General features: G+C 68.2%; 24 protein-coding genes and 2 pseudogenes. 15 read left to right on the forward strand and 11 right to left on the reverse strand.

Annotated elements, in window-relative coordinates:
• Positions 1–44 precede the first annotated feature (44 nt).
• Entirely contained in the window at positions 45–452 is a 408-nt protein-coding gene (locus tag AC0685_RS04000) for a DUF3151 domain-containing protein (RefSeq protein WP_007032496.1), read from the forward strand.
• A 68-nt stretch (positions 453–520) separates the two neighbouring features.
• Here AC0685_RS04000 and AC0685_RS04005 read toward each other — a convergent pair whose 3' ends face one another.
• Positions 521–1,747 (reverse strand): lipase family protein, encoded by a 1,227-nt coding sequence (locus tag AC0685_RS04005; protein WP_478224191.1) that lies wholly within the window; start codon positions 1,745–1,747, stop codon positions 521–523.
• 134 nt (positions 1,748–1,881) lie between these two features.
• On the opposite strand from AC0685_RS04005, the gene AC0685_RS04010 reads away from it, so the two are divergent.
• The gene (locus tag AC0685_RS04010; protein ID WP_340688523.1) at positions 1,882–2,463 is read left to right on the forward strand and encodes a TetR/AcrR family transcriptional regulator; all 582 of its coding nucleotides are present in this window, start codon (positions 1,882–1,884) and stop codon (positions 2,461–2,463) included.
• Here the strand turns inward: AC0685_RS04010 and AC0685_RS04015 are convergent.
• The 3 genes and pseudogenes from AC0685_RS04015 to AC0685_RS04025 all read right to left on the reverse strand — a co-directional run bounded on the left by AC0685_RS04015 (position 2,460) and on the right by AC0685_RS04025 (position 6,541).
• Positions 2,460–3,779, reverse strand: a complete 1,320-nt coding sequence (locus tag AC0685_RS04015; protein WP_478224192.1) for a sensor domain-containing diguanylate cyclase — start codon at positions 3,777–3,779, stop codon at positions 2,460–2,462. The genes AC0685_RS04010 and AC0685_RS04015 overlap by 4 nt on opposite strands.
• 202 nt (positions 3,780–3,981) lie before the next feature.
• Positions 3,982–5,235, reverse strand: a complete 1,254-nt coding sequence (locus AC0685_RS04020; protein WP_478224193.1) for an MFS transporter — start codon at positions 5,233–5,235, stop codon at positions 3,982–3,984.
• Between the two features lie 447 nt (positions 5,236–5,682).
• Positions 5,683–6,541 (reverse strand): annotated as a pseudogene (locus AC0685_RS04025) (LLM class flavin-dependent oxidoreductase).
• Between the two features lie 104 nt (positions 6,542–6,645).
• On the opposite strand from AC0685_RS04025, the pseudogene AC0685_RS04030 reads away from it, so the two are divergent.
• Positions 6,646–7,410 (forward strand): annotated as a pseudogene (locus AC0685_RS04030) (FAD/NAD(P)-binding protein); the annotation flags it as partial.
• 373 nt (positions 7,411–7,783) lie between these two features.
• On the opposite strand, the gene AC0685_RS04035 reads toward AC0685_RS04030, so the two are convergent.
• Both AC0685_RS04035 and AC0685_RS04040 read right to left on the reverse strand, forming a co-directional pair.
• Entirely contained in the window at positions 7,784–8,422 is a 639-nt protein-coding gene (locus tag AC0685_RS04035) for a GmrSD restriction endonuclease domain-containing protein (protein ID WP_340686219.1), read from the reverse strand.
• 185 nt (positions 8,423–8,607) lie between these two features.
• On the reverse strand, positions 8,608–9,288 hold the full coding sequence (locus tag AC0685_RS04040) for a hypothetical protein (RefSeq protein ID WP_478224194.1): 681 nt from the start codon (positions 9,286–9,288) through the stop codon (positions 8,608–8,610).
• Between the two features lie 54 nt (positions 9,289–9,342).
• Here AC0685_RS04040 and AC0685_RS04045 point away from each other — a divergent pair, with 54 nt between their 5' ends.
• Complete coding sequence (locus AC0685_RS04045; protein WP_016338079.1) at positions 9,343–10,629, forward strand: adenylosuccinate synthase; 1,287 nt, start codon at positions 9,343–9,345, stop codon at positions 10,627–10,629.
• Positions 10,630–10,697: 68 nt separating this feature from the next.
• Here AC0685_RS04045 and AC0685_RS04050 read toward each other — a convergent pair whose 3' ends face one another.
• Positions 10,698–11,123 (reverse strand): OsmC family protein, encoded by a 426-nt coding sequence (locus AC0685_RS04050; protein ID WP_478224195.1) that lies wholly within the window; start codon positions 11,121–11,123, stop codon positions 10,698–10,700.
• A 122-nt stretch (positions 11,124–11,245) separates the two neighbouring features.
• Here AC0685_RS04050 and AC0685_RS04055 point away from each other — a divergent pair, with 122 nt between their 5' ends.
• Both AC0685_RS04055 and AC0685_RS04060 read left to right on the forward strand, forming a co-directional pair.
• The gene (locus tag AC0685_RS04055) at positions 11,246–12,181 is read left to right on the forward strand and encodes a TIGR03564 family F420-dependent LLM class oxidoreductase (RefSeq protein ID WP_478224196.1); all 936 of its coding nucleotides are present in this window, start codon (positions 11,246–11,248) and stop codon (positions 12,179–12,181) included.
• A gap of 111 nt (positions 12,182–12,292) precedes the next feature.
• Positions 12,293–13,513 carry an MFS transporter gene (locus AC0685_RS04060; protein WP_478224197.1) on the forward strand — a complete coding sequence of 407 codons (1,221 nt, stop codon included), beginning with the start codon at positions 12,293–12,295 and terminating at the stop codon, positions 13,511–13,513.
• Here the strand turns inward: AC0685_RS04060 and AC0685_RS04065 are convergent.
• Complete coding sequence (locus tag AC0685_RS04065) at positions 13,497–15,035, reverse strand: amino acid permease (RefSeq protein ID WP_478224198.1); 1,539 nt, start codon at positions 15,033–15,035, stop codon at positions 13,497–13,499. The two genes, AC0685_RS04060 and AC0685_RS04065, sit on opposite strands and share 17 nt — an antisense overlap.
• Before the next feature lie 541 nt (positions 15,036–15,576).
• Positions 15,577–16,695, reverse strand: a complete 1,119-nt coding sequence (locus AC0685_RS04070) for a glycerophosphodiester phosphodiesterase (RefSeq protein ID WP_478224199.1) — start codon at positions 16,693–16,695, stop codon at positions 15,577–15,579.
• Between the two features lie 318 nt (positions 16,696–17,013).
• Between AC0685_RS04070 and purD the strand changes: the two genes are divergently transcribed.
• The 9 genes from purD to AC0685_RS04115 all read left to right on the forward strand — a co-directional run bounded on the left by purD (position 17,014) and on the right by AC0685_RS04115 (position 25,229).
• Positions 17,014–18,276: a phosphoribosylamine--glycine ligase gene (gene purD / locus AC0685_RS04075; RefSeq protein ID WP_478224200.1), complete on the forward strand. Its 1,263-nt coding sequence runs from the start codon at positions 17,014–17,016 to the stop codon at positions 18,274–18,276.
• A gap of 134 nt (positions 18,277–18,410) precedes the next feature.
• Positions 18,411–18,797 (forward strand): PE domain-containing protein, encoded by a 387-nt coding sequence (locus tag AC0685_RS04080; RefSeq protein WP_034312497.1) that lies wholly within the window; start codon positions 18,411–18,413, stop codon positions 18,795–18,797.
• Positions 18,748–19,389, forward strand: coding sequence for a DUF3558 domain-containing protein (locus AC0685_RS04085; protein WP_478224201.1), 642 nt, complete (start codon positions 18,748–18,750; stop codon positions 19,387–19,389). The genes AC0685_RS04080 and AC0685_RS04085 overlap by 50 nt, the downstream gene beginning before the upstream one ends.
• A 10-nt stretch (positions 19,390–19,399) precedes the next feature.
• The gene (locus tag AC0685_RS04090) at positions 19,400–21,055 is read left to right on the forward strand and encodes a hypothetical protein (RefSeq protein WP_478224202.1); all 1,656 of its coding nucleotides are present in this window, start codon (positions 19,400–19,402) and stop codon (positions 21,053–21,055) included.
• Between the two features lie 4 nt (positions 21,056–21,059).
• On the forward strand, positions 21,060–21,830 hold the full coding sequence (locus tag AC0685_RS04095; RefSeq protein ID WP_340686230.1) for an ESX secretion-associated protein EspG: 771 nt from the start codon (positions 21,060–21,062) through the stop codon (positions 21,828–21,830).
• A gap of 168 nt (positions 21,831–21,998) precedes the next feature.
• Complete coding sequence (locus AC0685_RS04100) at positions 21,999–22,310, forward strand: hypothetical protein (RefSeq protein WP_340686231.1); 312 nt, start codon at positions 21,999–22,001, stop codon at positions 22,308–22,310.
• 43 nt (positions 22,311–22,353) lie between these two features.
• A complete protein-coding gene (locus AC0685_RS04105; protein ID WP_478224203.1) occupies positions 22,354–23,475 on the forward strand; it encodes a transglycosylase SLT domain-containing protein in 1,122 nt (373 codons plus the stop codon).
• Positions 23,476–23,773: 298 nt separating this feature from the next.
• Positions 23,774–24,958, forward strand: a complete 1,185-nt coding sequence (locus AC0685_RS04110; protein WP_478224204.1) for a pyridoxal phosphate-dependent aminotransferase — start codon at positions 23,774–23,776, stop codon at positions 24,956–24,958.
• A gap of 85 nt (positions 24,959–25,043) precedes the next feature.
• Positions 25,044–25,229, forward strand: a complete 186-nt coding sequence (locus tag AC0685_RS04115; protein WP_007032516.1) for a hypothetical protein — start codon at positions 25,044–25,046, stop codon at positions 25,227–25,229.
• Here AC0685_RS04115 and AC0685_RS04120 read toward each other — a convergent pair.
• Both AC0685_RS04120 and AC0685_RS04125 read right to left on the reverse strand, forming a co-directional pair.
• Positions 25,226–26,047 (reverse strand): SAM-dependent methyltransferase, encoded by an 822-nt coding sequence (locus AC0685_RS04120; protein WP_478224205.1) that lies wholly within the window; start codon positions 26,045–26,047, stop codon positions 25,226–25,228. The two genes, AC0685_RS04115 and AC0685_RS04120, sit on opposite strands and share 4 nt — an antisense overlap.
• Before the next feature lie 89 nt (positions 26,048–26,136).
• Positions 26,137–26,727: an HAD family hydrolase gene (locus AC0685_RS04125; protein ID WP_125679605.1), complete on the reverse strand. Its 591-nt coding sequence runs from the start codon at positions 26,725–26,727 to the stop codon at positions 26,137–26,139.

Here is a 26,727-nt window from a genome sequence, read left to right on the forward strand (position 1 = left end):
GGAGCCTGTTCTTCTAGTCACACGGGGTGGGCACAATGGCCCGTATGACGAACCTCCTCGGCCCCCAGCCGACGCATCTCCCCGAGCACACCGCCGCGCAGGCGGCGCTGGACGCCGGGACCGATCCGGCCGCCGTCGCCGCCGAGCACCCCGACTACAGCGAGGCGTGGGCCGCCCTCGCCGAGAAGGCGCTCGAAGCCGGCGAGACCGTCGCCGCGTACGCGTACGCCCGCACCGGCTACCACCGCGGCCTCGACCAGCTTCGCCGCGCGGGCTGGAAGGGACACGGTCCGGTGCCGTGGTCGCACCGCCCGAACCAGGGTTTCCTGCGTTCCCTCGCGGTCCTCGGCAAGGCCGCCGGCAAGATCGGCGAGACCGAGGAGTACGACCGCTGCCGGACCTTCCTCAGCGACTCGGACCCCGCCGCCGCGGAAGCCACCGGCCTCAAGTAGCGCGCTATGAAAGGTCCCTTCCTTGCAAATTTTGCAAGGAAGGGACCTTTCATAGCACTCGGTGAGCCCTAGAACAGGCCGCAGTTCCCCACGGCCGGCAGCCCCGCGAAGCGTCCTTCAAGCCAAGCGAAAGCCTCCGGGAAAGCCCGGATCGCCCCGCCGACGTGCGTCGGAACCAGCGAAGTCGAGAACTGCACCTTCGCGCCCTTCGCGCACCACGAGCGCGCCATGGTCCGTCCCTGCGCGTAGGGGACGATGTCGTCGAGTGCGCTGTGGACGACCAGCGTCGGCGCGCCCGGCTTCCGTGCTCCGATGAGCTGCTCGCCGACTCGCGTCTTGTACGGCTCTTCGCCGAGGTACGCGGTCAGCGGCCTTCCGTCCTTCGTCAGGTCCTTCGACTGCGTGAAGGCGTGTCCGAAGATCGCGTCCCCGGTGCACTCCTGCTTGACCTTCTCGAACGCTTCGGCGCCCTTCGCGTTCAGCAGAGAGGGAATGTTCAGTTCCGGGTACGCCGCGTCCATGCTGACCAGCGTGAATCCGAGGAACCCGAAGGCGTAGTGCCCGTCGATGTTCTTGCCGACCTCGGCCAGGTCGGCCGGGACGGCGCCCGCGTACGAGCCCTTCAGCTTGAGTTCGGGCGCGTACGACGGCTGGAGTTCGGCGGCCGACGCAGATGCCCCGCCGCCCTGCGAGTAGCCCGCGGTCGCGACCGGGCCGTTGTCCGGCAGGTTCGCTTCGGGGAGGCGCTGTGCCGCGCGGATCGAGTCGAGGACGGCGTTGCCCTCGGCCGCGCGGTTGACGTACGTGTGGACACCCGGGGTGCCGAGGCCCTCGTAGTCGGTGACGACGACGCCGTAGCCGCGAAGCAGCAGCCCGGCGATGAAGGGGCCTTCGTACTCCATGCCCGCAGCGAGGGCTTTCGACGGCGCGCACTGGTCGCCGACGCCCTGCGTCCCGGCCGCGTAGCCGATGACCGGCCGTTCGCCCGCGCCGGTCCACGCCTTCTTCGGGGTGAGGACGGTGCCGGTCACGGCGTTGGCCTTGCCGTGGGTGTCGGTGCTGCGGTACATGATCCGCCGCACGTCCGCGTCGGCCTTGATGAGTTTCACGGGATCGACGTAGAAGGTGGACGGTTCGTGCCGGATGATGTCGCCGGGAGCACCCGCGGGCAGCGGCGACGGGGGATCGTAGAAGGACGGGGCGGCCGTGGCCTGCGGTGCCCCGAAGGTCAGCAGGGCCGCGATGGTGGCCGCTGAGACGGCGGCGGAAACACCGCGCCGGGATCCTGGACGCATGCTTGCTCCTCGTTGAGCACAAACATTTTCGACAGATGTGTCGAAAAAGAGAGTCAGTGAGGTGGCGCACAATGTCAAGCCCGGCGCCGCGAGGGAGACCCCGCAAACTCCCGATCGGCGAGCAACGCGCGCGGGTGCTGAGTTCGGCCGCCGGTGTCTTCGCGGTGCACGGCGCGCAGGCCGCGACGATCGAGCAGATCGCCCGGCGCGCGGGCGTGTCCCGCCAGGCCGTCTACGAGCAGTTCGGCGATCGCACGACGTTGTTCACGCAGGTCGTCGCGGATATCGAGGAACGGGCCTTCGAGGCGATCGGCGCACCCGCCCTGGACCTCTCTCAGCCCGAGCTGCGGTCCTGGGCGCGCGCCAACTACGCCAACATGTTCGCCTTCGTAGCGGCGAACCCCGACGCGTTCCCCGTCCTGCGCGAGGCGGAGCGCATGGGCGACCCGGCCCTCACCCGGCTGCGGGAACGGCTCGCCGGCGTCTACACCGAGGCGAGCAGGCAGCGCTGGGCCCGGCACGGCGTCGACTCCGGCCGCGCGGACAAGGCGCTGGTCACGCTGTTCTTCGCGATGACCGAGGCGCTCGTCCAGGCGAGCTGGGACGGTGAGCCGCCCGACGCGGACGCGCTCATCGACCTGCTCACCGAATTCACCGTCGGCGGCGTCGTCCGTCTTCGAACCGAGGCCGCCGACGTGATGGAAAGACTCCGTTAGGCCGCGACGGCCTCCAGAGGCATTCCAGCCACGTCGGCGACCGACGCCAGATCCGGGGACGAGACCACGCGGTTGCGGCCGTTGCGTTTGGCCGCGTAGACCGACGCGTCGGCGGAGGCCATGACCTCGTCGATCGTCCGGCCGTCGAGCGGGTACGTCGCGACGCCGACCGACGCCGTCCGCTGTTCGATGACCACGGGGTTGCCCTCGTTGTCCTGGGTCCTGATGACCATTTCGCTGATGCGCTGCCGGATGCGCTCGGCGACCGCGACGGACTCGTGCTTCGAAGACGAGGTCAGGAGCACGACGAATTCCTCACCGCCGAAGCGGCCGGCGAGGTCCTGCGTCCGCGTTTCGGCCTTGACCAGCGCCGCGACACCCTTGAGCACGTCGTCGCCCGCGAGGTGGCCGTACGTGTCGTTGATGCTCTTGAAGTGGTCGAGGTCGATCATCAGCGCGCCGAACTGGCCGTTCTCGCGCTCGGCGCGGGCGACCTCGCGGATGGCGCCCTGCTGCCAGGTCGTCGCGTTGAGCAGCTGGGTCTTCTGATCGGTGGTCGCGAGCTCTTCCAGCTGCTTGATCAGCACCGAACGCTGCAGCACGTACAGCGGCAGGAAGATCAGCAGGACGAGCGCGGGCTGGTACGGAAGGGCCGCGATGACCAGGCCGCCGAGGCACACCGTGGAGAGTTCGAGGATGTTGTCGTCCCAGGTGCCGAGGCAGTTGGGGACGGAAGCCTTGCCGGGGGCGGCCAGATAGAGCCCGATCCCCGTGAGAGCGGTGTTGACGACGAAGAAGGCGAGGCCCGCGAAGCAGATCGAAGAGACCGTCACTGAAGCGTCACCCACGAGCTGCACGGCCCCCCAGCCGGCGAACGCGGACATCGTCATGGTTGTGGCGTTCGCCACAGTCCGATGGGGATTCACGTGACGAATCCCCGACCAGCTGCGGAAACCGAGGTGAAGATAGATCACCGCGACGAGAAGCGCGGAGAGCTGCGGCGGCAGGATGAACGCGCCGGGGAAGACCCAGACCGACGTCATGCTGACGTGCGGGGTGATGCTCAGGCTGCGCCGCTGGTGCTCGATCCGCCGGGTCGCCTCGGCCTGCACGATCGCCAGTGCCGCGAGCAGCAGGCAGGTCATGACCTGCGACGTTTCGATCGCGACGGTCATGGTGAAGATCCCGGTCAGCGCGAGCATCGCCGCGACCGTCAGCCCCGTGAAGGTGATCCAGTTCGTGGGCCGCTTCCAAAGCTCCCACGCCGTTACCGTGAGAGCCGAACGATGTCCAGCGCGTTCCTCCGATGTGATCATCTTTCCCCCTGACTGTTGCGTCATTCTCCGAAACCCCCTACTTACCGACAGCTTCCACTGACTTGCGGGCTGTCGACAAGCTCCCTAGGTGTGTACTTTTCTCTGAGAGACCGAGGGAAAGGTGCCAGCGATGGCCGGTAAGGAGCAGTGACACAGGGCGCCAGCCGCACGGCTGCGCAGGATTGACCACGCGTGGAGCACCTCAATGTTCCGCGCGTGCGTCGTCATGCTCGATCCACTTTTCCGGGGCCGCCCTGAGTGTCTTTCCCCAGGCCACCGCCAGCGGAACGGTCAGCAGCAATCCGGCAAGACCGAAGAAGCCGACCGTCGACTGCGCGCCGGTCTGGTCGGCTAGGATGCCGCCGATCAGCGGGCTCACACCCATGGTCGTGGTCAGTCCGGTGTTCGACAGGCCCATCACCTGAGCGCGGCTTTCGTCGGGGACCGCGAGGGTCAGCGACGCCGTCGCCTGCATGAGCGCGACCGTGCCCAGCCCGCCGGACACGACGAACAGGGCGATCGACGCCCACGGCCCCGGCTGCAGGAAGCACAGCAGCAGCGGGATCGCCGTCAGCGCGGAAAGCGGCCCGATCAGTTTCGGTCTGACGTGTGCCGGCACCCAGCGCGAGTAGATGAACGCGCCGATCACGCTGCCGATCGGGTCGGCGGCCAGCAGCAGGCCGATGACCTCGGGGCCTCCGCCGGACGAGGCGACGTAAGGCGCCGCGATGCCCTCGTACACCGGCAGCAGGCCCATCAGCCAGGTGAACAGCAGCAGCGAACGCAACCCTGAGCTGGCGAAGACGATCTTCCCGCCCGAACCGATCGAGGCGAAGAACGACTTGCGCTTCTCGCCGGACGCCGCGGCCGGGCGCGACGCCAGTCCGAACCGGACGAACAGCGCCGAGACCACGAAGGTGACCGCGTCCAGCGCGAGGGCGATATGGGGTTCCAGCGCGGTCAGCAGGAGACCCCCGCCGGCGAATCCCGCCAGCTGTGCCGATTGGACGGTCATGCTGCGGATCGCCATGCCGACGACGAACCGGTCGCCTTCGAGGATCTGCGGCAGCAGAGCCAGCTGGGCCGCCTTGAACGGAGGATTCAGCAGCGAGACGGCGCCGACGAGGACACACAGGACCCAGAACGGCAGTACCGGCACCGCGACCAGCGCGATCAGCAGCGCTCGCAGCAGATCGACGGTCACCATCACCGTTCGCCGGGGGAAGCGGTCGGCGAACCCGGTGAGGAAGATGCCGCCGAGCAGCGACGGGGCATAGGTCAACGCGTAGGTGAGACCGGTCAGGGTCGCGGAACGGGTTTCGGTGAAGACGAGGACGGAGAGGGCGACCCTGGCGAGTTGATCACCGAAGATCGAGAAAAGCTCGGCGAACCAGAGCGAACGGAACTCGGCTACACCGAACACCTCTCGGTAAGTGACCCGTCCGGCCGAAGCCATGCTGCCCCCAATAGGGTCCTTATTACGCGACAAACTCGTGACCGAGAGTAACGCGGTCACGAGCTAGTCACGAAGCGTCATTCGTTCACGTAAGTGTCTCCTGACTGTTGGTGATTGGCTAGGTTCTTTCGCCGGGTTTCTGGAGTTGGAGATCTTTTTCGTGGACGCACGGCCGTTCGCGAAGATGTCCCGGTGACCGGTGCCTCGGCTCGGACCTGCGGCTTTCGGTGGCTTTGGGCCTTTCGCCGGGAAAGAACCGGCCGCGGCCGCGTCACCCGGCTCGGAGGTACGGCGCCGCGAAGACGGCCGCGGGTACCCCCGGGCCCGCTTGTGTTCGCATGGTGTGCGAACGCGTTCCGACTCCGCTCCGCGACCGTCGGGTCCCTCAGACGGCACCGACGCGCTCCACCGAATGGATGATCGACCGCCATTCGGTGCAGTGGCGGCTCAACCGTCGACCGCGAGCACCTCGCGGGCCGAAGCCGCGTCGCGTTTGGCGACCTCCTCGCGCACGATGGGGATGACGTGACGGCCGAAGTCGATCGTGTCGTAACCGCGCGCGGAGAGGGTGTCGACGCCGAGGTCGTAGTAGTCGAGCAGGGCCTGCGCGACGGTTTCGGGCGTGCCGACCAGCGCGTTGGAGTTCCCGGCGCCGCCGGTCGCGGCCGCGGTGGGGGTCCACAGTGCCCGATCGAACCGTTCGCCTTCGGCGGCGACCGCGAGGAGCCGCTGCGAGCCGGTGTTCTCCGGGTTCGTGAGCGAAGGCCGCCGGGTCAGCTGCCGGCCCCCTCCATCCATGGCGTCGACCGTGCGATACGCCTTCTCCCAGGCGAGTTCCTCGGTCGGCGCGATGATCGGGCGGAAGGCGACCTGGATCCGCGGGACGTCGGTCTGTGCGAGAGGCTCACCCCAGAGGCAGAAGGTGTCCGCCTCCGCCCCGCCCGCCGCGTACGCCGCCGGGGACGACCCGCCGAACGACACATCGGGGCGTGGCCGTCGCACAGGACCGACGTCGAGGACGAAGTCGGCGAAGCGGTAGTGGTCGCTGCCGCCGGTGATGAAGTGCACCGTGAGCTTTCCGTCCGAAGGCCGGTCCAGCGTGGCGAACGTCTTCGCCGCGAAGGTCGGGTACGAGACGTTCGGCCGGTGCGCCTACAGGATCCGGAGTTTGTCGAGCTTCGACGCGACGTACGCGGCCGCCTGCACCGGGTCCGGCCCGCTGGAGCCGTACGCGAACAGCACCCGATCGCGGATGAGTCTCCGAACCGTCGTCGGTGCCTCCGATGCCCAGGAATTCGACCGGCATCGCGCGTTCCTCTCGTCCGTGACCCCCCACTTCCTCGAGAACCCGAACGCCGCCCGGAATCCCGGCGTGGCTTCGGCTTCGTGAGTACCGCAGACCTTCCCTATGTGCTCGCGGTGGTCGGCGCCGGTCCACGTGGGGTGGGCGTGCTCGAACGGCTCGGTGCCAACGCCGCCGAACTGCTCGGCGGTCGGCGGCTGGTGGCACATCTCGTCGATCCCTTTCCGCCGGGGCGTGACGGGTCTGGCGCTACGAACAGTCGCCGTTGCTGCGTATGAACTCCATGCCCGAGGACGTCACGGTCTTCACCGACGACACCGTGCGGATCCACGGCCCGATCAGGCCGGGCCCGTCACTGATCGAGTGGGCGCGGCTGGTCCGCTCGGGCGGGCTCGACACCGGAATCGACGACAGCCTGCGCGCCGAACTCGAGGCACTGCGAAGCGATCCCGGCGCCGGACGACCGGCTGGACCTGGATCGTCTCGACCGGCCCATGGCGGGCAAGGACTTCGGCACCGCGGAGGAGTACGGCAAGGAACTGCGCGAGTACGTCGAAGCCGACTTGAGCCGACGGGCGGACCCCGAGTACAGCGCGGATCTCGGGGCGTTCACGGCACTGCTGTCCGTGATGGGCCAGCTTCCCGCGCTGGTGGGGACCGGACGGTTCGACGCGGTTTCGCAACTGTCCGATTTGGACGGTTGGTTCCTCGGCTTCTTCTCCTGTTTCGCGAGCGGCCCGCCTCCGCGGCGGCTCGAAGAACTGCTCGCCCTCCAGGAAGCCGGCCTCGTTTCCTTCCTGGGCGCCGAAACGCGTGTGTCGGCGGACGAGGAACGCGGGGTCTTCGTCGCTTCCGGCGCGAGTTTCCCCGGCGAGACCGGGTCGACGCAGTCCGGGCTCGACGAGATCCCGAGGCGCAGCGTGCCTCCGGGTTTGGGTGGCCCCGCGTCGGCACCCGTCGAGCCGCCCGCGGACGAGCAGGCGGTGGCGAAAAGTGCGGTGAGCGCGAGTAAGGAAGTGGCGGCGGGACGGGACGCCGGGTGGCCTCCAGCGGGAACGGGGAGGGCGCTTTTGCTTGCGCCTGACCGATTCACGCTAATCACGGCCTTGAGGCCCGCCCACATACTGAGTTCGGCTCCCAGCCCGCGAAACGTCCCGCCTTTCCGCTTGACAGCCCCGAAAGTCCGTGAAGGCCTCCTTCCCTACTCTGAAGGTAGTGAAGGAGGCCTTCACGGACAGAGCAGGTCTAGCAGCGGTTGAGCATGTCCGTCAGCGCGGTCTTCTCCGCCGACTTGATGCTCAGCTTGTACTTGTATTTCACCGTGGTCCACATCTTCGCGTAGGTGCACCAGTAGCCGACGGTCGGCGGCTTCCAGGCGTCCGGCGACTTGTCACCCTTCTCCTGGTTGACGTTGTCGGTGACGGCGATCAGCTGCGGCGCGCTGAGGTCGTTCGCGAACGCCTGCCGCTGCGCGGTGGTCCACGACGACGCCCCGGTGCGCCACGCGGCGGCCAGCGGGACGACGTGGTCGATGTCCACATCGGACGCCGCGCGCCAGGTGGCGCCGTCGTACGGGCTGAACCAGCTGCCGGAGACGGCGGCGCAACTGCTGTCCTGCTGCACGTTCGTGCCGTCCCGCTTCAGCACGACCTCGCGGGTGTTGCAGCTGTTGCCCTGGTCGGACCAGTGCGGGAACTTGTCGCGGCTGTACCCGGTCGACGAACCGTCCGGCTTGACGGTCAGCGCGGCGAGCTGGGTCTTGGCGGTGTCCGCCGATGGGATGCCCGGGGGTGTCGCTTCGGCGACACCCACCACGCCCGCGGAGACGATCGCCGAGACGGCGAGGACGGTGAAGGAGCGACGAACGGCAAGCGCAGTTGGCATATTGCTGCCTCCGTGTCAGGTTTGGGGACCTGGTCACCATGCGGCACGGATATGGCCCACGCAACACCATCGGATGACACTCTGCTGGCTATTCGTGAACGGAGGGTGTCACGAGCAGGTAGGACAGGGTGTCCGCCGCCGAAAAATCTTCGGAAAGTCCAGCTGATGGTTCTGAGCCGAACGGGCTAGTCCAGCCCGCGGACCAGCCGGAGGTCTTCGGTGTGCCGGTACCAGGTCCACCGGCTCATCGCGCGTGGATGGGCGACGCCGTCGATGCTCGGCCGGGTCGGGATGCAGCCGAGCTGGAACGCCCGCGCGTAATGCGTCGAAGGCCGTTTGAACAGCGTCCCCTTGGTCACCCGGACCATCAGCCCTGGGCCGCTCGTGTCCGGCTCGACCTCGATCGAGCGCGCGGGCCCGCGCAGGACGGTGTGCTCGTCGCAGTAGGCCACCCCGCGGATCATCCCGATCACCCCGCGCCCGACCAGCACCCCGCCGGTGTCGTCGCGGATCAGCGGCACCGGGTCGACCTCGCCACGCAGGGCGAGCGAGAGGGCGCGCAGCGGCTGCGTCGGCAGGCTCCAGATACGGGCGACGTCGGAGTCCGGAGACGACGGCACGAAGCCGAGCGACACGCCCGAGAGCTGTTCTTTTCGTAACAGCCGCAGCGCGACGGCCGCGAGGTCCGCGTCGGTGCCCGCGACCACCAGATGATCGTGTTCCCCCAGCAAGGGGTCGATATCCGCCTTGCCGGGGCGGCTCGGGACGTGCACCATTTCGACGTCGTCGATCTCCGGGAGTGTGGGCTCGCCCTCCGGACAGACCACCACTATTCCGCGCACCCGAAGGCCCTCCGTTACGCTCATGCACCGGCATTTACCAGCGCCAAACCACCAGTCGCCGAACACCTGGAGTGTCACATGCCGGCCATCGTGCTGATCGGGGCCCAATGGGGGGACGAGGGCAAGGGCAAGGCCACCGACCTGCTCGGCGACCGCGTCCAGTGGATCGTGCGTTACCAAGGCGGTAACAACGCGGGCCACACCGTAGTCCTTCCCGACGGGCAGAACTTCGCCCTCCACCTCATCCCGTCCGGGATCCTCACGCCGGGCGTCACCAACGTCATCGGCAACGGTGTCGTCATCGACCCGGGCGTGCTGCTCGACGAACTCGCCGGGCTGGAAGAACGCGACGTCGACACCAGCAAGCTGCTGATCTCCGCCGACGCGCATTTGATCATGCCGTACCACGTGGCGATCGATAAGGTCACCGAGCGTTACCTCGGCAGCCGCAAGATCGGCACCACCGGCCGCGGCATCGGCCCCTGCTACCAGGACAAGATCGCCCGCGTCGGCGTCCGCGTGCAGGACCTGCTCGACGAGAAGATCTTCCGGCAGAAGGTCGAGTCGGCACTGGAGTTCAAGAACCAGGTGCTGGTCAAGGTCTACAACCGCAAGGCGCTGGACGCGAACCAGGTCGCCGACGAGGTGCTGGCCGCGGGCGAGAAGTTCGCGCACCGCATCGCCGACACGCGCCTCCAGCTCAACCAGGCCCTCGAACGCGGCGAGACCGTGCTGCTCGAAGGCTCGCAGGGCACCCTCCTCGACGTCGACCACGGCACCTACCCGTTCGTGACGTCGTCGAACCCGACCTCCGGCGGCGCGAGCGCGGGTTCGGGCATCGGCCCCGGCAAGATCGACACCGTGCTGGGCATCCTCAAGGCCTACACCACGCGTGTCGGCTCCGGCCCGTTTCCGACCGAGCTGGACGACGAGTCCGGCGAGTACCTGCGCAAACAGGGCGGCGAGTTCGGCGTCACCACCGGCCGCTCGCGGCGCACCGGCTGGTTCGACGCGGTCATCGCGCGCTACGCGGTGCGGGTCAACGGCATCACCGACTACTTCCTCACCAAGCTGGACGTGCTGTCCGGCCTGGAGAAGGTGCCGGTGTGCGTCGGCTACGAGGTCGACGGCTTCCGGACGTACGACATGCCGATGACGCAGACCGACGTGCACCACGCGCTGCCGATCTACGAAGAGCTGCCGGGCTGGTTCGAGGACATTTCGGGCTGCCGCACCTTCGAAGAGCTGCCGGCCAACGCACGGGCCTACGTCGAGCGGCTCGAAGAGCTGTCGGGCGCGCGGATCTCGGCGATCGGCGTCGGTCCGGGCCGCGAGCAGACGATCGTGCGGCACGAGTTCGTCTGACCCCTCGCGCGTGCAAGGAAAGGTCCTTTCATTGCAAAATCTGCAATGAAAGGACCTTTCCTTGCGTCTCAGGCGAGCGAGGTCTTCACCGGCGTCGGGTTCCGGAACAGGTCCAGCACCGGGCAGTGTTCGTCCACCTGCCGCTTCAGGTCCTCGTAAACCTCCGCGCCCGCGGGGCGAGTCTCCGAGAACCCGAAGAACCCGTGCAGGTCGATGTCGCCGTCCACGGTCACCTTCACGCCTTCGAGCGGCACACCGAGCTTCGCCGCCCAGAACTGATAGGTGATCACCTGGCACGAGCCCAGCGCGGCGAGCGCGTATTCGACCGGGTTCGCCGCGGTGTCGGTGCCGCCGAGCGCGGCGGGCTCGTCGACGGCGAACGAGTGGTCGCGCACCCGCACGTCGACCCGCGTCGCGGTTCCGGGGGTCAGCGCGTTGGCGACGCTGAACGAGACGGCGGTCTTGGTTCCTTCGATGACATCGGTCAACGACATCGGGTCTCTCCAAAATCGAGGTGTCGGACGCCGCCCAGGGTGGGTCTACACCGGGATCCGCGCGCGTGATCCCAACTGGTGAACGGCGAAATATCCTTTAGGCAGCATGGTTAGCGTTGAACATGACCATCGGAGTGGCACTCCCGTCCGGGGACACCGCGGACGCCGTCAACATCGTCGACGAACTCATCACGCAGACCCGGCAGGCCGCCGACGCGGGCCTGACGTCCGTCTGGTTCTCGCAGCAGATGGAGCACGACGCGATCACCGTCGCCGCCCTCGCGGGGCGCGCGGTCGCGGGAATCACCGTCGGGACCGGCGTCGTCCCGATCTACCCGCGACATCCGTTGCTGATCACCGGTCTCGCGCAGACGGCACAGGCCGCCACCGGCGGCCGATTCGTCCTCGGCCTCGGAACCGGTGCGAAGAACTGGCTCGAACCGGCGTACGGCATCGAGTACCCGTCGCCGATCAAGCACCTTCGCGAGTACCTCACGATCCTTCGGCAAGTGCTCGACGGCGGCGAAGTCGATTTCCGCGGCGAGACGGTCCGGGCGCACGCCAAGGGCTTCGCGGCTTCGCTGTCTGTCGCGGGGTCTTCGGGCATCCCGGTGATCATCGCGGCGATGGGACGGCAGGCGCTGCGAGTCACCGGCGAACTCGCCGACGGCACGATCCCCTTCCTCGCCGGGCCGAAAGCCCTTTCCGGGCTCATCGTCCCGGAGATCACCAAGGCCGCCGCCGGTCGTCCGGCGCCGCGGATCATCGCGATGGTCCCGGTCGTCGTGACCGACGATCCCGGCGCCGTACGCGCCCAGGTCGACCGGCAGTACGCCTTCTTCCGCGACATCCCTTCCTATCGCGCGATCTTCGACGCCCAGGGCGTGGATTCCGCCGGTGACCTGGTGATCGCCGGGGACGAGGAGACCGTCGCGGCCGAGATCCGGCGGTACTTCGACGCCGGGGCGACCGAGGTCGTCGCGACGCAGAGCGGTATCCGGAACGCGGAAGAGCGGCTTCGCACCTGGAGCGTCCTCGGAGACCTCGCCCAGCGCTGACTCACGTGTCATGAAAGGGGCGTTCAGGACATCCAGGGGCCCAGTGGCCTTGCTCACAGCGTTCGGATTGTGCATACTCGTGCGCATAGCGAACACAGCTGGAGGTCTCCAATGTCCCCTGCCGCGGCCCGTTCGTGGGTGGTCCCACTCGCCTGGACGGCGGTACTGCTCGACGGATTCGACCTGGTCGTCCTGGGCACGGTGCTGCCCGCGCTGCTCCGTGACCACGTCTGGGACCTGACACCCGGCACGGCGTCGGTGATCTCGACGTTCGGCCTGATCGGCATGATGATCGGCGCGATGGCGATCGGCACGATCACCGACCTCATCGGCCGTCGCAAGGCGCTGATCATCGCGGTCACGGCCTTCTCGGCGTTCACCGCGCTCTGCGCGATCTCGCCGTCGGCGTTCGTCTTCGGTCTGCTGCGTTTCCTCGCCGGGCTGGGTCTCGGCGGCTGTCTGCCGACGGCGATCGCGCTGGTCACCGAGTACGCCCGCAAGGGGAAGGGCGGCAGCGCGACCACCACGGTGATGACCGGCTACCACGTCGGCGCGGTGCTCACGGCCCTGCTCGGCATCTGGCTGATCCAGCCGCTCGGCTGGCGCGCGATGTTCGTGGCCGGCGCGCTGCCCGCGCTCGTGCTGGTACCGCTGATGATCAAGTACCTGCCGGAATCCGAGTCTTTCGAGCGGGCGCGGGAGACGCAGGAGAAGTCGGCGACACAGGTTGTCGGCGGGCTGTTCCGCGGCGGGTTCCTGCGCGCCACCATCGCGTTCTGGGTGACGTCGTTCATGGGGCTGCTGCTGGTCTACGGGCTCAACACCTGGCTGCCGGAGATCATGCGCCAGGCCGGATATCCGCTGGGCGCGGCGCTCGGGCTGCTGCTCACGCTGAACCTCGGCGGCGTCGTCGGCCTGCTCGTCGCGGGCCGGGTGGCGGACAAGGTCGGCGTGCGGCCGGCGGTGATCTTCTGGTTCCTCGGGGCGGCGGTGTTCCTGGCCCTGCTGAGTGTGAAGCTGCCCGCTGTCGGCCTGTACGTGGCCGTGTTCCTCACCGGCGGTTTCGTGTTCAGCGCGCAGGTGCTCGTGTACGCCTACATCGGCAAGACGTACCCGGACGTCATGCGTGCCACCGGGATCGGCTGGGCGGCCGGTGTCGGCCGCGTCGGCGCGATCTGCGGCCCGATCCTCGGCGGCGCGCTGCTGACTGCCGGAATCGCTTACCCGTGGGGTTTCTACGCCTTCGCCGGAGTCGGGGCGCTGGGAGCGGCCGCGGTGACCGTAGTCCGCGCCGGCCGCTCCCGGGAGGAGACCGCTACCCCAATTCCTTGAGTTCCTTTTCCACCGCGGCGAGTTCTTCCTCGGAGCCCTGCACCTTCGGGCCTGTGAACCACTTGCGCGCCGAGGCGAACCACCACACCGCCGCACCACCGAGTACGACAAGGAAGGCGATAGGCGTGTAGTTGAAACTGTCGATGGTGATCGGTGATCCCTGCGGAAGCATGAACAGCACGAAGATGAAGCACACCCAGACGGTCGCGACGGTCCCGACGAGCTTCCCCCAGCGGCCGAGGTTCCACGGTCCGGGTTCGAAGTCGTCGCCCTTGCGCACCCGCAGGAACACCGGGATCACATAGGCCACGTAAAGGCCGACGACGGCGATCGAGGTCACCGCCGCGTAGGCGGTCGCGCTCCACAGGTACGGCAGGGCGAGCAGGAGCGCGCCGCCCGCGGCCAGCCACACCGCGTTGGTCGGAGTCTGGGTGCGCTTGTTGATGCGGTGCCAGAACTTGGAACCCGGGATCGCGCCGTCGCGAGCGAAGGCGTAGATCATCCGCGAGTTCGCGGTCACCGACGCCATTCCGCAGAACAGCTGTGCGCCGATGCAGATCAGCAACAGGAACTTGCCGGTCGTCGCGCCGGTCGCGTCGATGAAGATCTGCGCGGGCGGCACCCCGGTTTCGGAGCCGACGGCGCCCTCATAGTCCTGGATGGCGAAAGTGAGGCCGATCAGCAGGATCCAGCCGGCGATCAGGGAGACGAGGATCGAGTTGATGATCCCGCGAGGTCCGGCCTTCGCCGCGTTCTTGGTCTCCTCGGTCATATGGGCCGAGGCGTCGTATCCGGTGAGTGTGTACTGCGCGAGAAGGAGGCCCAGTAAGAAGACGTAGACAGGCGACGCCCAGCCGGTGTTGTTCACGAACTCGCCGAAGACGAACGACGCGTCCTGGTGTTTCTCGGGAACGATGATCAGCACCCCGACGATCACCAGCACACCCGCGAGATGCCACCACACGCTGATGCTGTTCAGCAGCGCGACGATCTTGACACCGAAGGTGTTCAACAGTCCGTGGATCACGAGGATGATCGCCAGCAGCAGGATCGTGTGGCCCGGCGTCGCCTCGAAGCCGAACTGCAGGTCGAGAAAGGCGTTGAGGAACAGCGCCGCGCCGAAGTCGATACCCGCGGTGACGGCGATCTGCCCGATGAGGTTGAACCAGCCGGTGAACCATGACCACGCCGCGCCGTTGCGCGGGGCGAGCTTCGCCGCCCAGTAGTAGAGGCCGCCCGCGGTCGGGTAGCTGGAGCAGACCTCGGCCATGCCCAGCCCGACCAGGATGACGAAGAGGCCGACCAGCGGCCAGCCCCAGATCATCGCGGCGGGCCCGCCGGTTTTCATGCCGAATCCGTAGAGGGTCAGGCAGCCGGAGAGGATCGAGATGATCGTGAAGGAGACGGCGAAGTTGGAGAAGGCCGACATCGTGCGCCGGAGTTCCTGCGCGTAGCCGAGTTGGTGGAGCCGGGCGCTGTCTTCGTCGGCGGGTTCTGCGGCCTGCTTGTCAGAGACATCCATCGGGCACCCACTTAAAAGGTATGCGGACAGACCATTGAGATCCGCCGAAATTAGGCCCGTCTACCTGCGCATGTCAAGGTCCCGTCAAGAAACCCGTCCCCAGCTTTCAGGAAAGGGTCGTTCAGGACACTCACCGCCGCAGCGCAAGGACGGCGACGGGAGTAGAGAGGCCGCCGATCAGCCCTGGCCGGGTGGGTCGTGAGTGGCGGTTCGGGCGCTCTCCAGGGGTGGGCAAAGGCGGCGTGGTAATCGCGATCGATCGCTGGGGACCGCGCCTTCGCCTCATGTGGCCACTCGGCGTGGTTGGTGGGCGGGTGAGTGTTACCGCGAGTGAGGGGTGTGCGGAAAACGGGACGTTGAGCGTCTCTATTTCCACACACCCCTCACGTCTCCGTCGGGCACTGTGTGGATTTCTGGTCGTCCAACGCCCCAAAATCCACACAGTCGGCGTCCCGGGGCGGGCGTCACGTAGGGCCGCTGACCTGCACCACGAACACCGGACCCACCCGGTACCGGCGCCCTGGCTGCTTGGGTCGAGACCTCAGCGCCCCCGGAACGCCTTCACGGCCTCCAGCGCGGTGTCCGGGTGGTCCGCGAAGTACCCGTCGACACCCGCCTTGAGGAACGCCTCCTGCTCGGCGAACGCGTTGCCGTATTCGGCGAGGTTCGCCGACGAGCGCAGGCTCTGCGGGAGGAAGTTGTTCTCGTTGCGGAACGTGTACGGCCCGACCTTCAGCCCTGCCTGGTGCGCGTCGGCGACCAGCTTGGTCGGCTGCCCCAGCGCGCCGTTCACCACCGGGATGACCTGTGCCTTCTCCGGGCCCAGGTAGTCCGCGTACTTCGAGATCTCCTTCAGGCCCGCCGGCGTCACGAGGTCGGCGTACGTCCGCGGGTCGCCCTTGGCGACGAAGTCGGCCGGAGCGCCGGTCGCCGAAGTCAGCTGCAGCAGCGGCACCCGCACCTGGCGCGAAAGCGCGATCAGATTCGACACCTCGAACGACTGGATGATCACCGGCGCCTTCGGGTGGTTGAGCCCGTTGCGCTTGAGCAGCTCGACCAGCTTCGGCTCGGTCGGGTTCTTGATCGAGGAGAAGTAGGTCGAGTGCTTGATCTCCGGGTACGTCCCCAGTTCACGGCGCAGTTCGCGGCCCAGGCGGCGCGTCAGGTCGATGACCTCCTGGTAGGTGGCGATCTGGTAGCGGCCGTCGTAGATCTTGTTGTTCGGCCGCAGCTGCGGGATCCGCTCGGTCGCGCGCAGGGTCTTCAGCTCGGCGAGTGTGAAGTCCTCGGTGAACCAGCCGGTGAACGACGTGCCGTCGATGACCTTCGTCGTCTTCCGGTTCGCGAACTCGGGGTGCTTCGCGACGTCGGTGGTCCCGCCGATCTCGTTCTCGTGCCGCGCGACGAGCTGGCCGTCCTTGGTGGGCACGAGGTCGACGTCGACCCAGTCGACGCCCTGGCGGTAGGCGAGCTCATACGAGGCGAGCGTGTGCTCCGGGCGGTAGCCGGGGGCGCCGCGGTGTCCGACGATCACCGGACCATCGTGACCCTTCGCCAGCGCCGACACATCTTGGGCGCTCGGCTCGGCAGCGCCTGCCAGCCCTGTGACGCTGAGTACGGCGAGTCCGGACAGGGCGAGCACGCCCAGGCGCTTTCGCATGGTGGGTAACCTCTTTCGCTTGAACTCGGGGTACCGCGCAACCCTTGACGCAGGAGGCGTCCGGACGGCGAAGACGGACCGGCGGAGCGCTGACCGCCGGGTGAACGCCGGATGGAACCACCCGCTCGAGGACGGCGACGTGTTCGGGGCTGTGTTGATCGGTGACCCGCGACCGCGATCGCATCGCCGGGTCAGGTTCGTGTTTTCGCAGGTCAGACGTTATGGTGCCCCGCCGCCACGATAGCGGGGCCTCCGGCCGGGGCGGGTTTCACGTGGCTCCGCCGACAGGGCGTCTCCGGCCCGGTTACCCTTTGCGTCGTGCGCGTACTGGTAATCGGGTCCGGCGCCCGTGAGCATGCACTCGTCCTCGCGGTCGCGGAAGACCCTTCCGTCACCGCGTTGGCCTGTGCCCCGGGCAACGCCGGCACCGCGGCGGTGGCCGAACAACTCGGCGTGGACGCGGCCGACCCCGAGTCCGTCTCCGCCCTCGCCAAGCAGTGGCAGGCGGATCTGGTGGTGGTCGGTCCCGAGGTCCCGCTGGTGGCCGGTGTCGCCGACGCGGTCCGGAAGGCGGGCATCGCCTGCTTCGGTCCGTCCGCGTCCGCGGCAAGGATCGAGGGTTCGAAGGCGTTCGCGAAGGACGTCATGGCGGCCGCGAAGGTGCCGACGGCGCACTGCGAGGTCGTCGACAACCCGGCCCGCCTCGACGCCGCGCTCGGCCGCTTCGGCCCCACCTGGGTGGTCAAGGACGACGGCCTCGCCGCGGGCAAGGGTGTCGTGGTCACCACGGACGTCGACGTCGCACGCAAGCACGCCCTGATGCTGCTCGACGGCGGGCACCCGGTGCTCCTGGAGTCCTTCCTCGACGGCCCGGAGGCCTCTCTCTTCTGCTTCGTCGACGGCCGCACGGTCGTCCCGTTGCTGCCCGCGCAGGACTTCAAGCGCGTCGGTGACGGCGACGCGGGCCCGAACACCGGCGGCATGGGCGCGTACGCCCCGTTGCCGTGGGCGCCGAAGGACCTGGTCGACGACGTCGTCGCCCGCATCGTGCAGCCCGTGGTCGACGAGCTCGACAACCGCGGCGCCACCTTCTCCGGCCTGCTCTACGCCGGTCTCGCGCTGACTTCCGAGGGCCCGCAGGTCATCGAGTTCAACTGCCGTTTCGGCGACCCGGAGACCCAGGTCGTCCTGGCGCTGCTGCGCAGCCCGCTCGGCAAGGTCCTGCACGCGACGGCGACCGGCGAACTCGCCGACCTGTCGCCGCTGGAGTGGGACTCCGGCGCGGCGGTCACCGTCGTGCTCGCCGCGGACGGCTACCCCGGCAAGCCGAGGACCGGCGACGTCATCACCGGTGGCGAGCTCGAAGGCGTGCTCCACGCCGGCACCCGCCGCCGTGACGACGGTGCCGTCGTCTCCTCCGGCGGCCGCGTGCTGTCGGTGGTCGGCACCGGCAAGAACCTGAAGGCCGCCCGCAAGGACGCCTACGCGACGGTCGAGAAGGTCCACCTGGCCGGCTCCCACCACCGCACCGACATCGCCCTGCTCGCCGCCAAGGGAGAGATCGCCACCCCGGTCTCGTGAATTCCGGACGGAACCGCTCCGGCGAACGGTGCGTCTAACCCGGTATTTCCTGAGAAGCTTAGGCGCTCGATACATCGGCGTTGGTAGCCTCGACAGGGCGAACGGTCACCGTGCGTGTTTCCAAGGGGTGGGGAATGGCAGCATCGAGCAAGGTCCAGGACCTCACGTCGGCGGTCCCGACGCCACCGTCGGTGGCCGACATCAGAGTCGACCCGTCGAAGCTGCTCGAAGTGGCGAAGATCGTCGAAGAGCAGGTCGACGCGTTGCAGGACAAGCTCATGACGCGGCTCGACCAGCTGCGGATCGACACTCCGGCCAACGACACCGTGAGCGTGCACGCGACCAGCGTCTGGAACGAGCTCGTGGCCGACGGCGACCAGTCGTACGCCGCGCAGGTCCGGGCGTACGTGGCCGGTCTGCGGGGCCTGGTCAATCAGCTCCGCACGGCGGCCAAGGAGTACAAGACCAGTGATGCGGACAAGGCCGCCGCGTTCGGGGACCGTGGTGTACACCGGGCGTAGGCCTCGTGTGCTGGTGACCGGCGGGGTGCTCACCCTCGTGCTGGCCGGATGCGCCACGGACACGGGCGGGCAGGCGTTCCCCGACGAACCCGCGCTGGCCTCGGCCACGCAGGGCGCCAAAGCGTCGGCACTGCCTGCCAGGCCCGCCGAACTGAGCCTGCAGGGCGTCGATCCGTGTGCCCTGCTCACCGATCCGCAGCTCGACCAGCTCAAGATCAACAGCAAACCGCGCGCGGCGGCGGAACCGATCGACGGCCCGACCTGTGTCCTCGACTCGGACGCCGCGCAGCCCTTCCATGGCTATTACGTCCGCACGATCACCGCGGACGTCGAAGAGTGGTTCACCGGCAAGCGCCGCAAGAACAGCATGACGACGGAACCGACGGCGGTCGGCGGGTTCCCGGCCATCCGGAACCACCGTGACGCCGGCACGCCGGGCGACTGCGAAACGCTCGTGGGTGTCGCTCAGGGACAGACGCTGGCGGTGCGGGCGGTCGCCGTCACCGCCGGCGCGTTCACCATGCCGCAGCTGTGCGAAATGTCCGCACAGGCGGCCGATTCGGCTTTGCAGACCTTGAAAGCACGCAACTAGGGAGGGCGGCGTGAACGTTTCCGACCTCGCGGGCAGGCTCCGCGATCTTCGGTTCGACGGCTACACCGACACCGGGATCGCGACCGAGATCGAACGCTTCCGCAGCGGTGACGGCACCGGCAGTATCGGTATCGCCGTCGACGCGTTGAAATCCGTCGCGGGCGCGCTCGCGGACACCGACAAGACGCTGCGTGACGAGCTGGGCAAGCTCGGCGTGGAATGGCAGAGCGAGGCCGGTGGTGCCGCCGGTCAGGTGTTCACCGAACAGGCCGGCTTCTCCCAGGACGCGAACTCGAAGGTCTCGCACTCCGCGGAGATGATCTTCGCGCAGGGTGAGGCCTTCAACCGGACCCTGCACAAGCTCCCGGATCCGGAAGTGGTCCGGAAGGGCGCCGGCGGCCTGACCATCGGTGACGTCGTCCTGAGTCTCATCGGGTTCGAGACCGACCACGCCAAGAGTGTCAGCGCCGCGAACAACGCGCGGGCGCAGGCACAGGAGGCGTTGAACGACTACGCCAAGACGAGCGGCGAGAACCTGCTGTCGACCGACACGCTGGCCGACCCGCAGGCGATGAACCTGACCCAGACCACGACGGCCGCCGGAGCGGGTGGTGGTTCCGCCCCGCTCGACCTGGCGGGCACGGCCACGGACCTGACCCCGGACGGCAGTGTGCGGCCCGCGTCGGCCGCCGTCGAATCGAAGTACGTGCCGCCGGTCGCGCAGCCCGTCGGCAACCCGAAGGCGCCGTCCTACGACGCGCCGACCCCTGCCTACGGCGTCGCCATGGGCGGAGGGACGGCACGCAAAACCGGTGCGTCGGCGCCGAACGCCGGGGCCACGGCTCCCGCGGCCGCCGCCCCGACCACGCCGTCCGGTACGTCGAGGCCGGCTCCCTCGCAGGGGGCCGGCTGGGTGACGCCGAACCGGCCGTCCCCGCAGCCCGAACAGGGCAGGCCGTCGTACCCGGTCACCGGCTCGCCGACCTCGCCGCCGTTCGTTCCGCCGGGCGCGCCGAACACCCCGAACGTCCCGCCGGGTCAGTCCACCGGCAGCGCGCCGCCGAACAGCACCACGTCGGCGCAGCCGGTCGGCAAAGCGTTCGGCACCGGCCCCGGTCTCGACAGCGCTGTCGGCAAGGGCCCGGGCTCCAGTTCGGGTCCCGGTGTCTTCGGCAACGTCGGTGGTGGCGCGGGCGGCGACCAGGCGCTCGGCAAGGGCCGCTCGGTCGGCTCCGGACCGCAGGCGCCGATGGCCCCCGGCAACGAATCCGGCCGCGGTTTCCCCGCCGTCCCGAAGATCACCGGCCCGGCCGCGGGCGACCTGGGTGCCGGTGCCGCGGCGCTCGGCGCCGGTGTCGCCGGTGGTGCGCTGAGCGGCGACAGGGAACGCGACCGCCGTCCCCGTCAGGAAGGCGGCGTGAAGCCGACCCGCCAGCTCCCGATCGGCGAGCTTCCCGAAGAGGAGGCCATGCGGCGCTCGGAGAAGATCGGCGCGAAGCAGCCGAAGCCCGAGTCGAAGTTCATGGAGCGCGCGGCCACCCAGGACGTCGAAGAGGACGCGGAGCACATCAGGCGTTACGGCGTCGACGACAAGGATCTGTTCACCGACGAGCGGCTGGTTTCGCCGGACGTGATCGGTGACCACGGCAACCGGGAAGCGCGCTGAACCTGTGCCGAACGACAACGGCAGCCTGGTGCTGTCCGCACTCGAGTTCGAAATGCTCTGGGAAGCCGAACGGCTGCCCGGCCGCCATGTCGCACTCGACGTGCCGAGCCCCGGAACGACCCACACGGAGCGGGCGGCGCTGATCGAAGAGGCCTGGGAATCCCTGCGCGCGCGAGGTCTCGCGCGGGGACACCAGGCGTCGGGCGAGCTGGTCGACATGCTGAACCTGTTCGCGCACCCCCGCGTCGCGATCGACGTCTGGGTGTGGACCGACCGTGAGATCAAGGGCCAGGCGGTGAGCGTCGGCAACCAGGCCTTGCTCGGCGTGATCGACTCCGGTCAGGTGTGGCTGATCCCCGCCAGGGAGAGCTCCCTCGCCGAGGCCGCGGTCTCGGTCGCGGGTGATCTCGGCCCCGGCGTCGGCCAGTCGATCAGCATCCCGCACGACGTCCTCGTCCAGGCCGACGCCGCCGCCCGCGGCGACGCGAAAGCCCTGGTCACCGCGCTGGAAGACCTGGACGTGCCCCTCTGGCAGGCCCAGGAGGTGGCGGGCATGCTGCTCGGCCAGGAGGCGCGCGGCCAGTTCGGTGTCGAACGCGCGGGCCGCGACGGCCGTCCCCGGCGCGCGGACAGCGTGGTCGCCTTCTACGACACGGACGCGGGACGGTACCTGTTCCAGGTCGCGCGGAACCGGGACGGGCGGGATTGGGCGACCATCACCCCGGCGGACAACCAGTTGCTGGCGACCCGGATCCGGGAAGTCGCCGATTTCTGACTTGCCCGATTCGGCTGTTTCGCGAAGCCGATATCGGCGGGGTGGAAGTTGGCGTGGATACGCGCACGCCTTACTGCCGAGGTCTTAAAGTATGCGCGGGAACCGTCCTGATCGGCCGCGCGTCTGATCGGGCGGATACGAGTTTTTCCGTGAAGGGGATGACGAACCGTGCCTGTGTACGACCCGGAATCCATGGGGATCGCCGCCGGTCAGGTGGAGAAGCTCAAGGACGAGTTCGAGAAGACCAAAAAAGGCGTCACCGGGATGGATGACGAGAAGGAAAGCCCCTTCGGCGGAGTGGACGAGCACGGCGACGCGCAGGGCGCGGTCGGCAAGTTCAAACAGGGAGTCCACAACGAATTCGATTCGGCCGGTCAGCTGATGGAGGCCACCGCCTTCGTGCTGCGAAAGGCGGCGGGGCTGATCAAGGAGACCGAAGCGGTCCACGTGGACAACCTGAAGGTGCACGGAGACCTGTGACGATTCGCCAGGCCGGGGGCCGGAGAACAAGGGGGCTTGAGCAGTGGGTTTGAACGGTGTCGGCGCCGGGGTGCCGGACGGCTGGGGCGAACTGGTCAAGAAGGCCGAGCAGATCGAAAAGGTGAACCTGGCCGCCATTCAGAATGCCTCGAAGCAGTTCAAGACGGCCGCTGACAACGCGGGCGACCACAGCGCGGCGTTGTCCAACTCGACCCAAGCGTTGAACGGCGGGGTCTGGGCCGGGCCCGCCGCGGACGCCTTCTTCGAGTACGTCAAGTCGATCACCAAGGCCGGGAAGAACGTCGAAGAGCAGCTGGGCAAGGTCGTCGACGACCTCGACCGTGTCCACGCCGATCTCGGCAACATCAAGACCCAGGTCGCCGACGCCTACAAGGGCGCCGAGGAAGCGATCAACAAGCGGAACACCCAGGCGGAGACGGACAAGAACGCGGCGATCCAGGCCGCCGCGCAGGCCGAGAAGGATCACAAGCCGGCGCCGAGCCCTTCGGCCGACGAGATCATCCAGAAGGCCAAGACCGACATCAACAAGATCGCCGGCGACGCCGACACCCGGGTCAAGGGCCTGCTCGACCAGGCCAACCAGATGATCCAGAAGTCCCAAGAGCTGATGAAGAAGGACATCGAGGGCGGCTACTCGAAGGTCCCGATGCCCGGCAAGGACGGCAGCGTCCCCAAGCGCACCGGCGGTCTCCACGCCGGAGGCGGTGGCGGCGGTGGAGGAGGCGGCGGTGGCGGTGGGGGCGGCGGCCTCGGGCCGAGCGGTGGCCCGCCGTCGACGACGCCGCCGGGCAACGTCCAGCAGTGGATCCAGGAGGCCATCAAGATCCTGCAGGCCAACGGGATCCCGGTGACCGAGGCGGATATCCAGAAGATCTGGACGATCATCGAGAAGGAGTCCGGCGGTAACCCCAACGCCATCAACAACTGGGACTCCAACGCGGCGAAGGGCACGCCGTCCAAGGGGTTGATGCAGTGCATCGACCCGACCTTCAACGCGCACAAGCTTCCCGGGCACGACGACATCTACAACCCGGTGGACAACATCATCGCGGGCGTCCGGTACACGTTCTCGCGATACGGCGGCTTCGAGGGGCACCCGGGGCTGAAGTCCATGGCCGGCGGCGGCGGGTACCAGGGCTACTAGCGACCTCGTGAGTGTCGTTTCGGGTTATAGAGGGTAAGGCAAACGTGGCGTGCCGGAGTTGGCGGTAGGGGCGGGACTCGCCGACCAGGCACCTTTCCAACTGTTCATTACGGACTTTTTCCGCGGTGACAGTGTCCGACTTGGGTGATTTGCCCGGTTTGGCGAGGGGGTCATGAGTGGCGTTTCGGGCTAGAACCCGAAACGCCACTCACGACCGACGGAGGGGCTGGCCGCCACGCCGACTGGGCCACCCACGCCCTCGATGGGTTCTCCTCGCAGGCAAGTTAGCCTCACCCGCATGTCCTTCCCTGGCCCTGCCGCACGTTCCGCCGTCCCGCCGTTCCACGTCATGGACGTCCTTTCGGCCGCGCAGGCGCGGCAGCGCAGCCACGGGGACCTGGTCCCACTGCTCGCGGGGCAGCCGTCCGCGCCGGCGCCGCGGCCCGTGCTCGAAGCGGCGCAGCGGGCGCTGAAGGACCACAACCTCGGCTACACTGAGCAACTCGGCATCCCGGAACTGCGTGAGGCCGTCGCGGAGCACTACAACCGCACCTACCCGGTCGACGTGAGCCCGCAGGACGTCATCATGACGACCGGTTCCTCCGGCGGCTTCCTGCTCTCGTTCCTCAGCGCCTTCGAGGCGGGCGACCGGGTCGCGATGGCGCGTCCCGGCTATCCGGCCTACCGGAACCTGTTGAAGGTGCTCGGTTGCGAGGTCGTCGAGTTCGCCACCGGGGCCGAGACGAACTTCCAGCCGACCGTCGCGCTGCTCGACGAACTGGGGCCGATCAAGGGGCTGATCGTGGCCAGCCCGAGCAATCCAACCGGCACCGTCCTGCCGCCGGGTGAACTGGCGGCGATCAGCGGCTGGTGCGCGTCACACGGCGTGCAGCTGATCAGCGACGAGATCTACCACGGGATCTCCTACGGCGCCGGACTCGATTGCGCCTGGCAGTACGGCGACGAGGCGCTCGTCCTCGGCTCGTTCTCCAAGTACTTCGCCATGACCGGCTGGCGGCTCGGCTGGATGCTCGCGCCCCAGCGGCTGCATCGCGCGATCGACGTCCTGACCGGCAACTTCACCATCTGCCCGCCCGCGGTCTCCCAGCACGCCGCGGTCGCCGCGTTCACCCCGGAGGCGTACGCGGAGGCCAACGGCCACGTCGAGCGCTACCGGGCCAACCGCGACGTGCTCTTCGCCGGCCTCAAAGGCATCGGCATCGACAAACTCGCGCCGGCCGAAGGCGCCTTCTACGCCTACGCCGACGTCTCCGCGTACACGAACGACAGCCTCAGCTGGTGCCAGCGGCTCCTCGCCGACACCGGTGTCGCGATCGCTCCCGGGATCGACTTCGACGTGAGCGACGGCGGCCGGTTCGTGCGGTTCTCCTTCGCGGGCTCGCGCGAGGACATCGACGAGGGCGTCCGCAGGCTCGGCGACTGGCTCGCTCAGGGGGAACCCGGAATTCACCCTGAACGTTAGGCAGAACGAAGGCGCTCGCGAGCTCCGCCTGACAACCTGGACTCACCGGGCCCGCACGGGCACGGTGAGGCAATCGGAGGATGCCATGTTCTGGAAGATCGTCGGCGGGCTGATCCTGGCTTGGGTGGCCTTCATGGTGCTCGGATCCGTGCTCGGTTTCCTCGTGAAGGCCGTCTTTTGGATCGCCGTCATCGGCGGCGCGGTCTTCCTCGGCACGGCCGCGTACGGCGCCATCAAGGGGAAGGGCACCCCGAAGCAACTCCGCCGTTAGGGCTTACGCGCCACCCCGCCGAGCGACGTGAAGTTCACGGGCGAAAGCGGGGTGAAGCGCGGCCCGTCCGGCCACCACAGGTGCGGATAGGTCAGGCCGGGCTCCATGAGATCGAGTCCCTCGAAGAAGGACTCGATCTCCTCGCGCGTCCGGTACAGCGTGTCCAGCCCTGTGCCGTCGAAGCGTTTCTCGAGTGACGTCGCGATGTCGGCCGCTTCGGAGCCGTCGGCGGGATTGTGCTGGTGCAGCAGCGCGACGAACGAGCCCGGCGCCAGCGCGTCGACGTAGGCGCGGACGATCTTCCGCGCCTCGTCGAGATCCGGGATGTGGTGGACGATCGCGCACAGGATCAGCCCGATCGGCCGGTCGAACTCCAGCCGGTGGGTGCGGGCGAGCTCCTCGATGACCTCGGCCGGTTCGGTGAGGTCGGCGGCCGTCATATGCGCGAAGTCGTTCGCCGCCAGCAGCGCGCGGCCGTGCGCCTGGACCACCGGATCGTGATCGACGTAGACGACCTGCGCCTCGGGGTTGTACCGCTGCGCGACCTGGTGCGTGTTCTCCACGGTCGGGAAGCCGGAACCGAGGTCGAGGAACTGGTCGATGCCTTCCCGGTCGGTCAGGTACCGCACGGTCCGGACCAGCCAGTGCCGGACCTCCTTGGCCATCGCCTGGGATTCCGGCGCGAGCTCCAGGATCTGGCGCAGCACCACCCGGTCGGCCTCGTAGTTGTCCTGGCCGCCCATCAGTGCGTCGAAGACCCGCGCGATGCTCGGCCGGTCGAAATCGACGGGCACGAACGGGCGTTGATCCGCGGACATGGGCACCTACCGGGGGTGAATCGGTTCGGACGAGTTCAGCGTAGGTCATCCGCTTCACCGCGCGTAAGCGGATGAGCGGCGAGGGTGAATTATTCCTCCGAAGAGCCGAAGCCGGATTTCGCCGTGGTCACGCCGACCCAGCGTTCCGCCCGCATCCCGACCGCCCGCGCACCGTCCACATTGGACTGTCGGTCGTCGAAGAACAGGCAGTCGGCCGGTTCGGCGCCGAGTTCGGCGAGCAGGATCCGGTAGATCTTCGCGTCGGGCTTCATGCAGCCGAGGTCACCCGAAAAGAGCTTCACGCGGAACAGCTTCGCCCACTCCTGCTCGCGCACCCAGCGGCCGAAGGTGGACGACGCGTTCGAGAGCAGCGCGAGCGCCGCGCCCGCCTCGTGCAGTCCTTCCAGCAGTTCGAGCACGTCGGGCTCGACGTGCGTCCAGCCGGTGACGTCGATGGCGGTCAGTTCGTCGGAGAACGCCTTGTCGACCGGGACGTCCAGCGCGCGGCCGATGCTCTGCCAGTACTCGAGGTCCGTGCCGCCGGAGTCGTACCGGACCCGTTCGGCCCAGTAGTGCGGTTCGAAGTCGGCGACTTCTAGGCCGAAGGCCTTGGCCAGGGTCGGCAGCGCGTCGGTGTGCGCGCTGATGACGTCGCCGTAGTCGAAGACGATCCAGTTCAC

This window comes from Amycolatopsis sp. NPDC043889 (genome assembly GCF_056435645.1).

Bases quoted from the DNA above. Each gene is read 5' to 3' on its own strand.
- AC0685_RS04000 (WP_007032496.1), top strand. From the start codon at position 45: ATGACGAACCTCCTCGGCCCCCAGCCGACGCATCTCCCCGAGCACACC.
- AC0685_RS04005 (WP_478224191.1), bottom strand. From the start codon at position 1,747: ATGCGTCCAGGATCCCGGCGCGGTGTTTCCGCCGCCGTCTCAGCGGCC.
- AC0685_RS04015 (WP_478224192.1), bottom strand. From the start codon at position 3,779: ATGATCACATCGGAGGAACGCGCTGGACATCGTTCGGCTCTCACGGTA.
- AC0685_RS04020 (WP_478224193.1), bottom strand. From the start codon at position 5,235: ATGGCTTCGGCCGGACGGGTCACTTACCGAGAGGTGTTCGGTGTAGCC.
- AC0685_RS04035 (WP_340686219.1), bottom strand. From the start codon at position 8,422: ATGCCAACTGCGCTTGCCGTTCGTCGCTCCTTCACCGTCCTCGCCGTC.
- AC0685_RS04040 (WP_478224194.1), bottom strand. From the start codon at position 9,288: ATGAGCGTAACGGAGGGCCTTCGGGTGCGCGGAATAGTGGTGGTCTGT.
- AC0685_RS04045 (WP_016338079.1), top strand. From the start codon at position 9,343: ATGCCGGCCATCGTGCTGATCGGGGCCCAATGGGGGGACGAGGGCAAG.
- AC0685_RS04050 (WP_478224195.1), bottom strand. From the start codon at position 11,123: ATGTCGTTGACCGATGTCATCGAAGGAACCAAGACCGCCGTCTCGTTC.
- AC0685_RS04055 (WP_478224196.1), top strand. From the start codon at position 11,246: ATGACCATCGGAGTGGCACTCCCGTCCGGGGACACCGCGGACGCCGTC.
- AC0685_RS04060 (WP_478224197.1), top strand. From the start codon at position 12,293: ATGTCCCCTGCCGCGGCCCGTTCGTGGGTGGTCCCACTCGCCTGGACG.
- AC0685_RS04065 (WP_478224198.1), bottom strand. From the start codon at position 15,035: ATGGATGTCTCTGACAAGCAGGCCGCAGAACCCGCCGACGAAGACAGC.
- AC0685_RS04070 (WP_478224199.1), bottom strand. From the start codon at position 16,695: ATGCGAAAGCGCCTGGGCGTGCTCGCCCTGTCCGGACTCGCCGTACTC.
- AC0685_RS04080 (WP_034312497.1), top strand. From the start codon at position 18,411: ATGGCAGCATCGAGCAAGGTCCAGGACCTCACGTCGGCGGTCCCGACG.
- AC0685_RS04085 (WP_478224201.1), top strand. From the start codon at position 18,748: ATGCGGACAAGGCCGCCGCGTTCGGGGACCGTGGTGTACACCGGGCGT.
- AC0685_RS04110 (WP_478224204.1), top strand. From the start codon at position 23,774: ATGTCCTTCCCTGGCCCTGCCGCACGTTCCGCCGTCCCGCCGTTCCAC.
- AC0685_RS04115 (WP_007032516.1), top strand. From the start codon at position 25,044: ATGTTCTGGAAGATCGTCGGCGGGCTGATCCTGGCTTGGGTGGCCTTC.
- AC0685_RS04120 (WP_478224205.1), bottom strand. From the start codon at position 26,047: ATGTCCGCGGATCAACGCCCGTTCGTGCCCGTCGATTTCGACCGGCCG.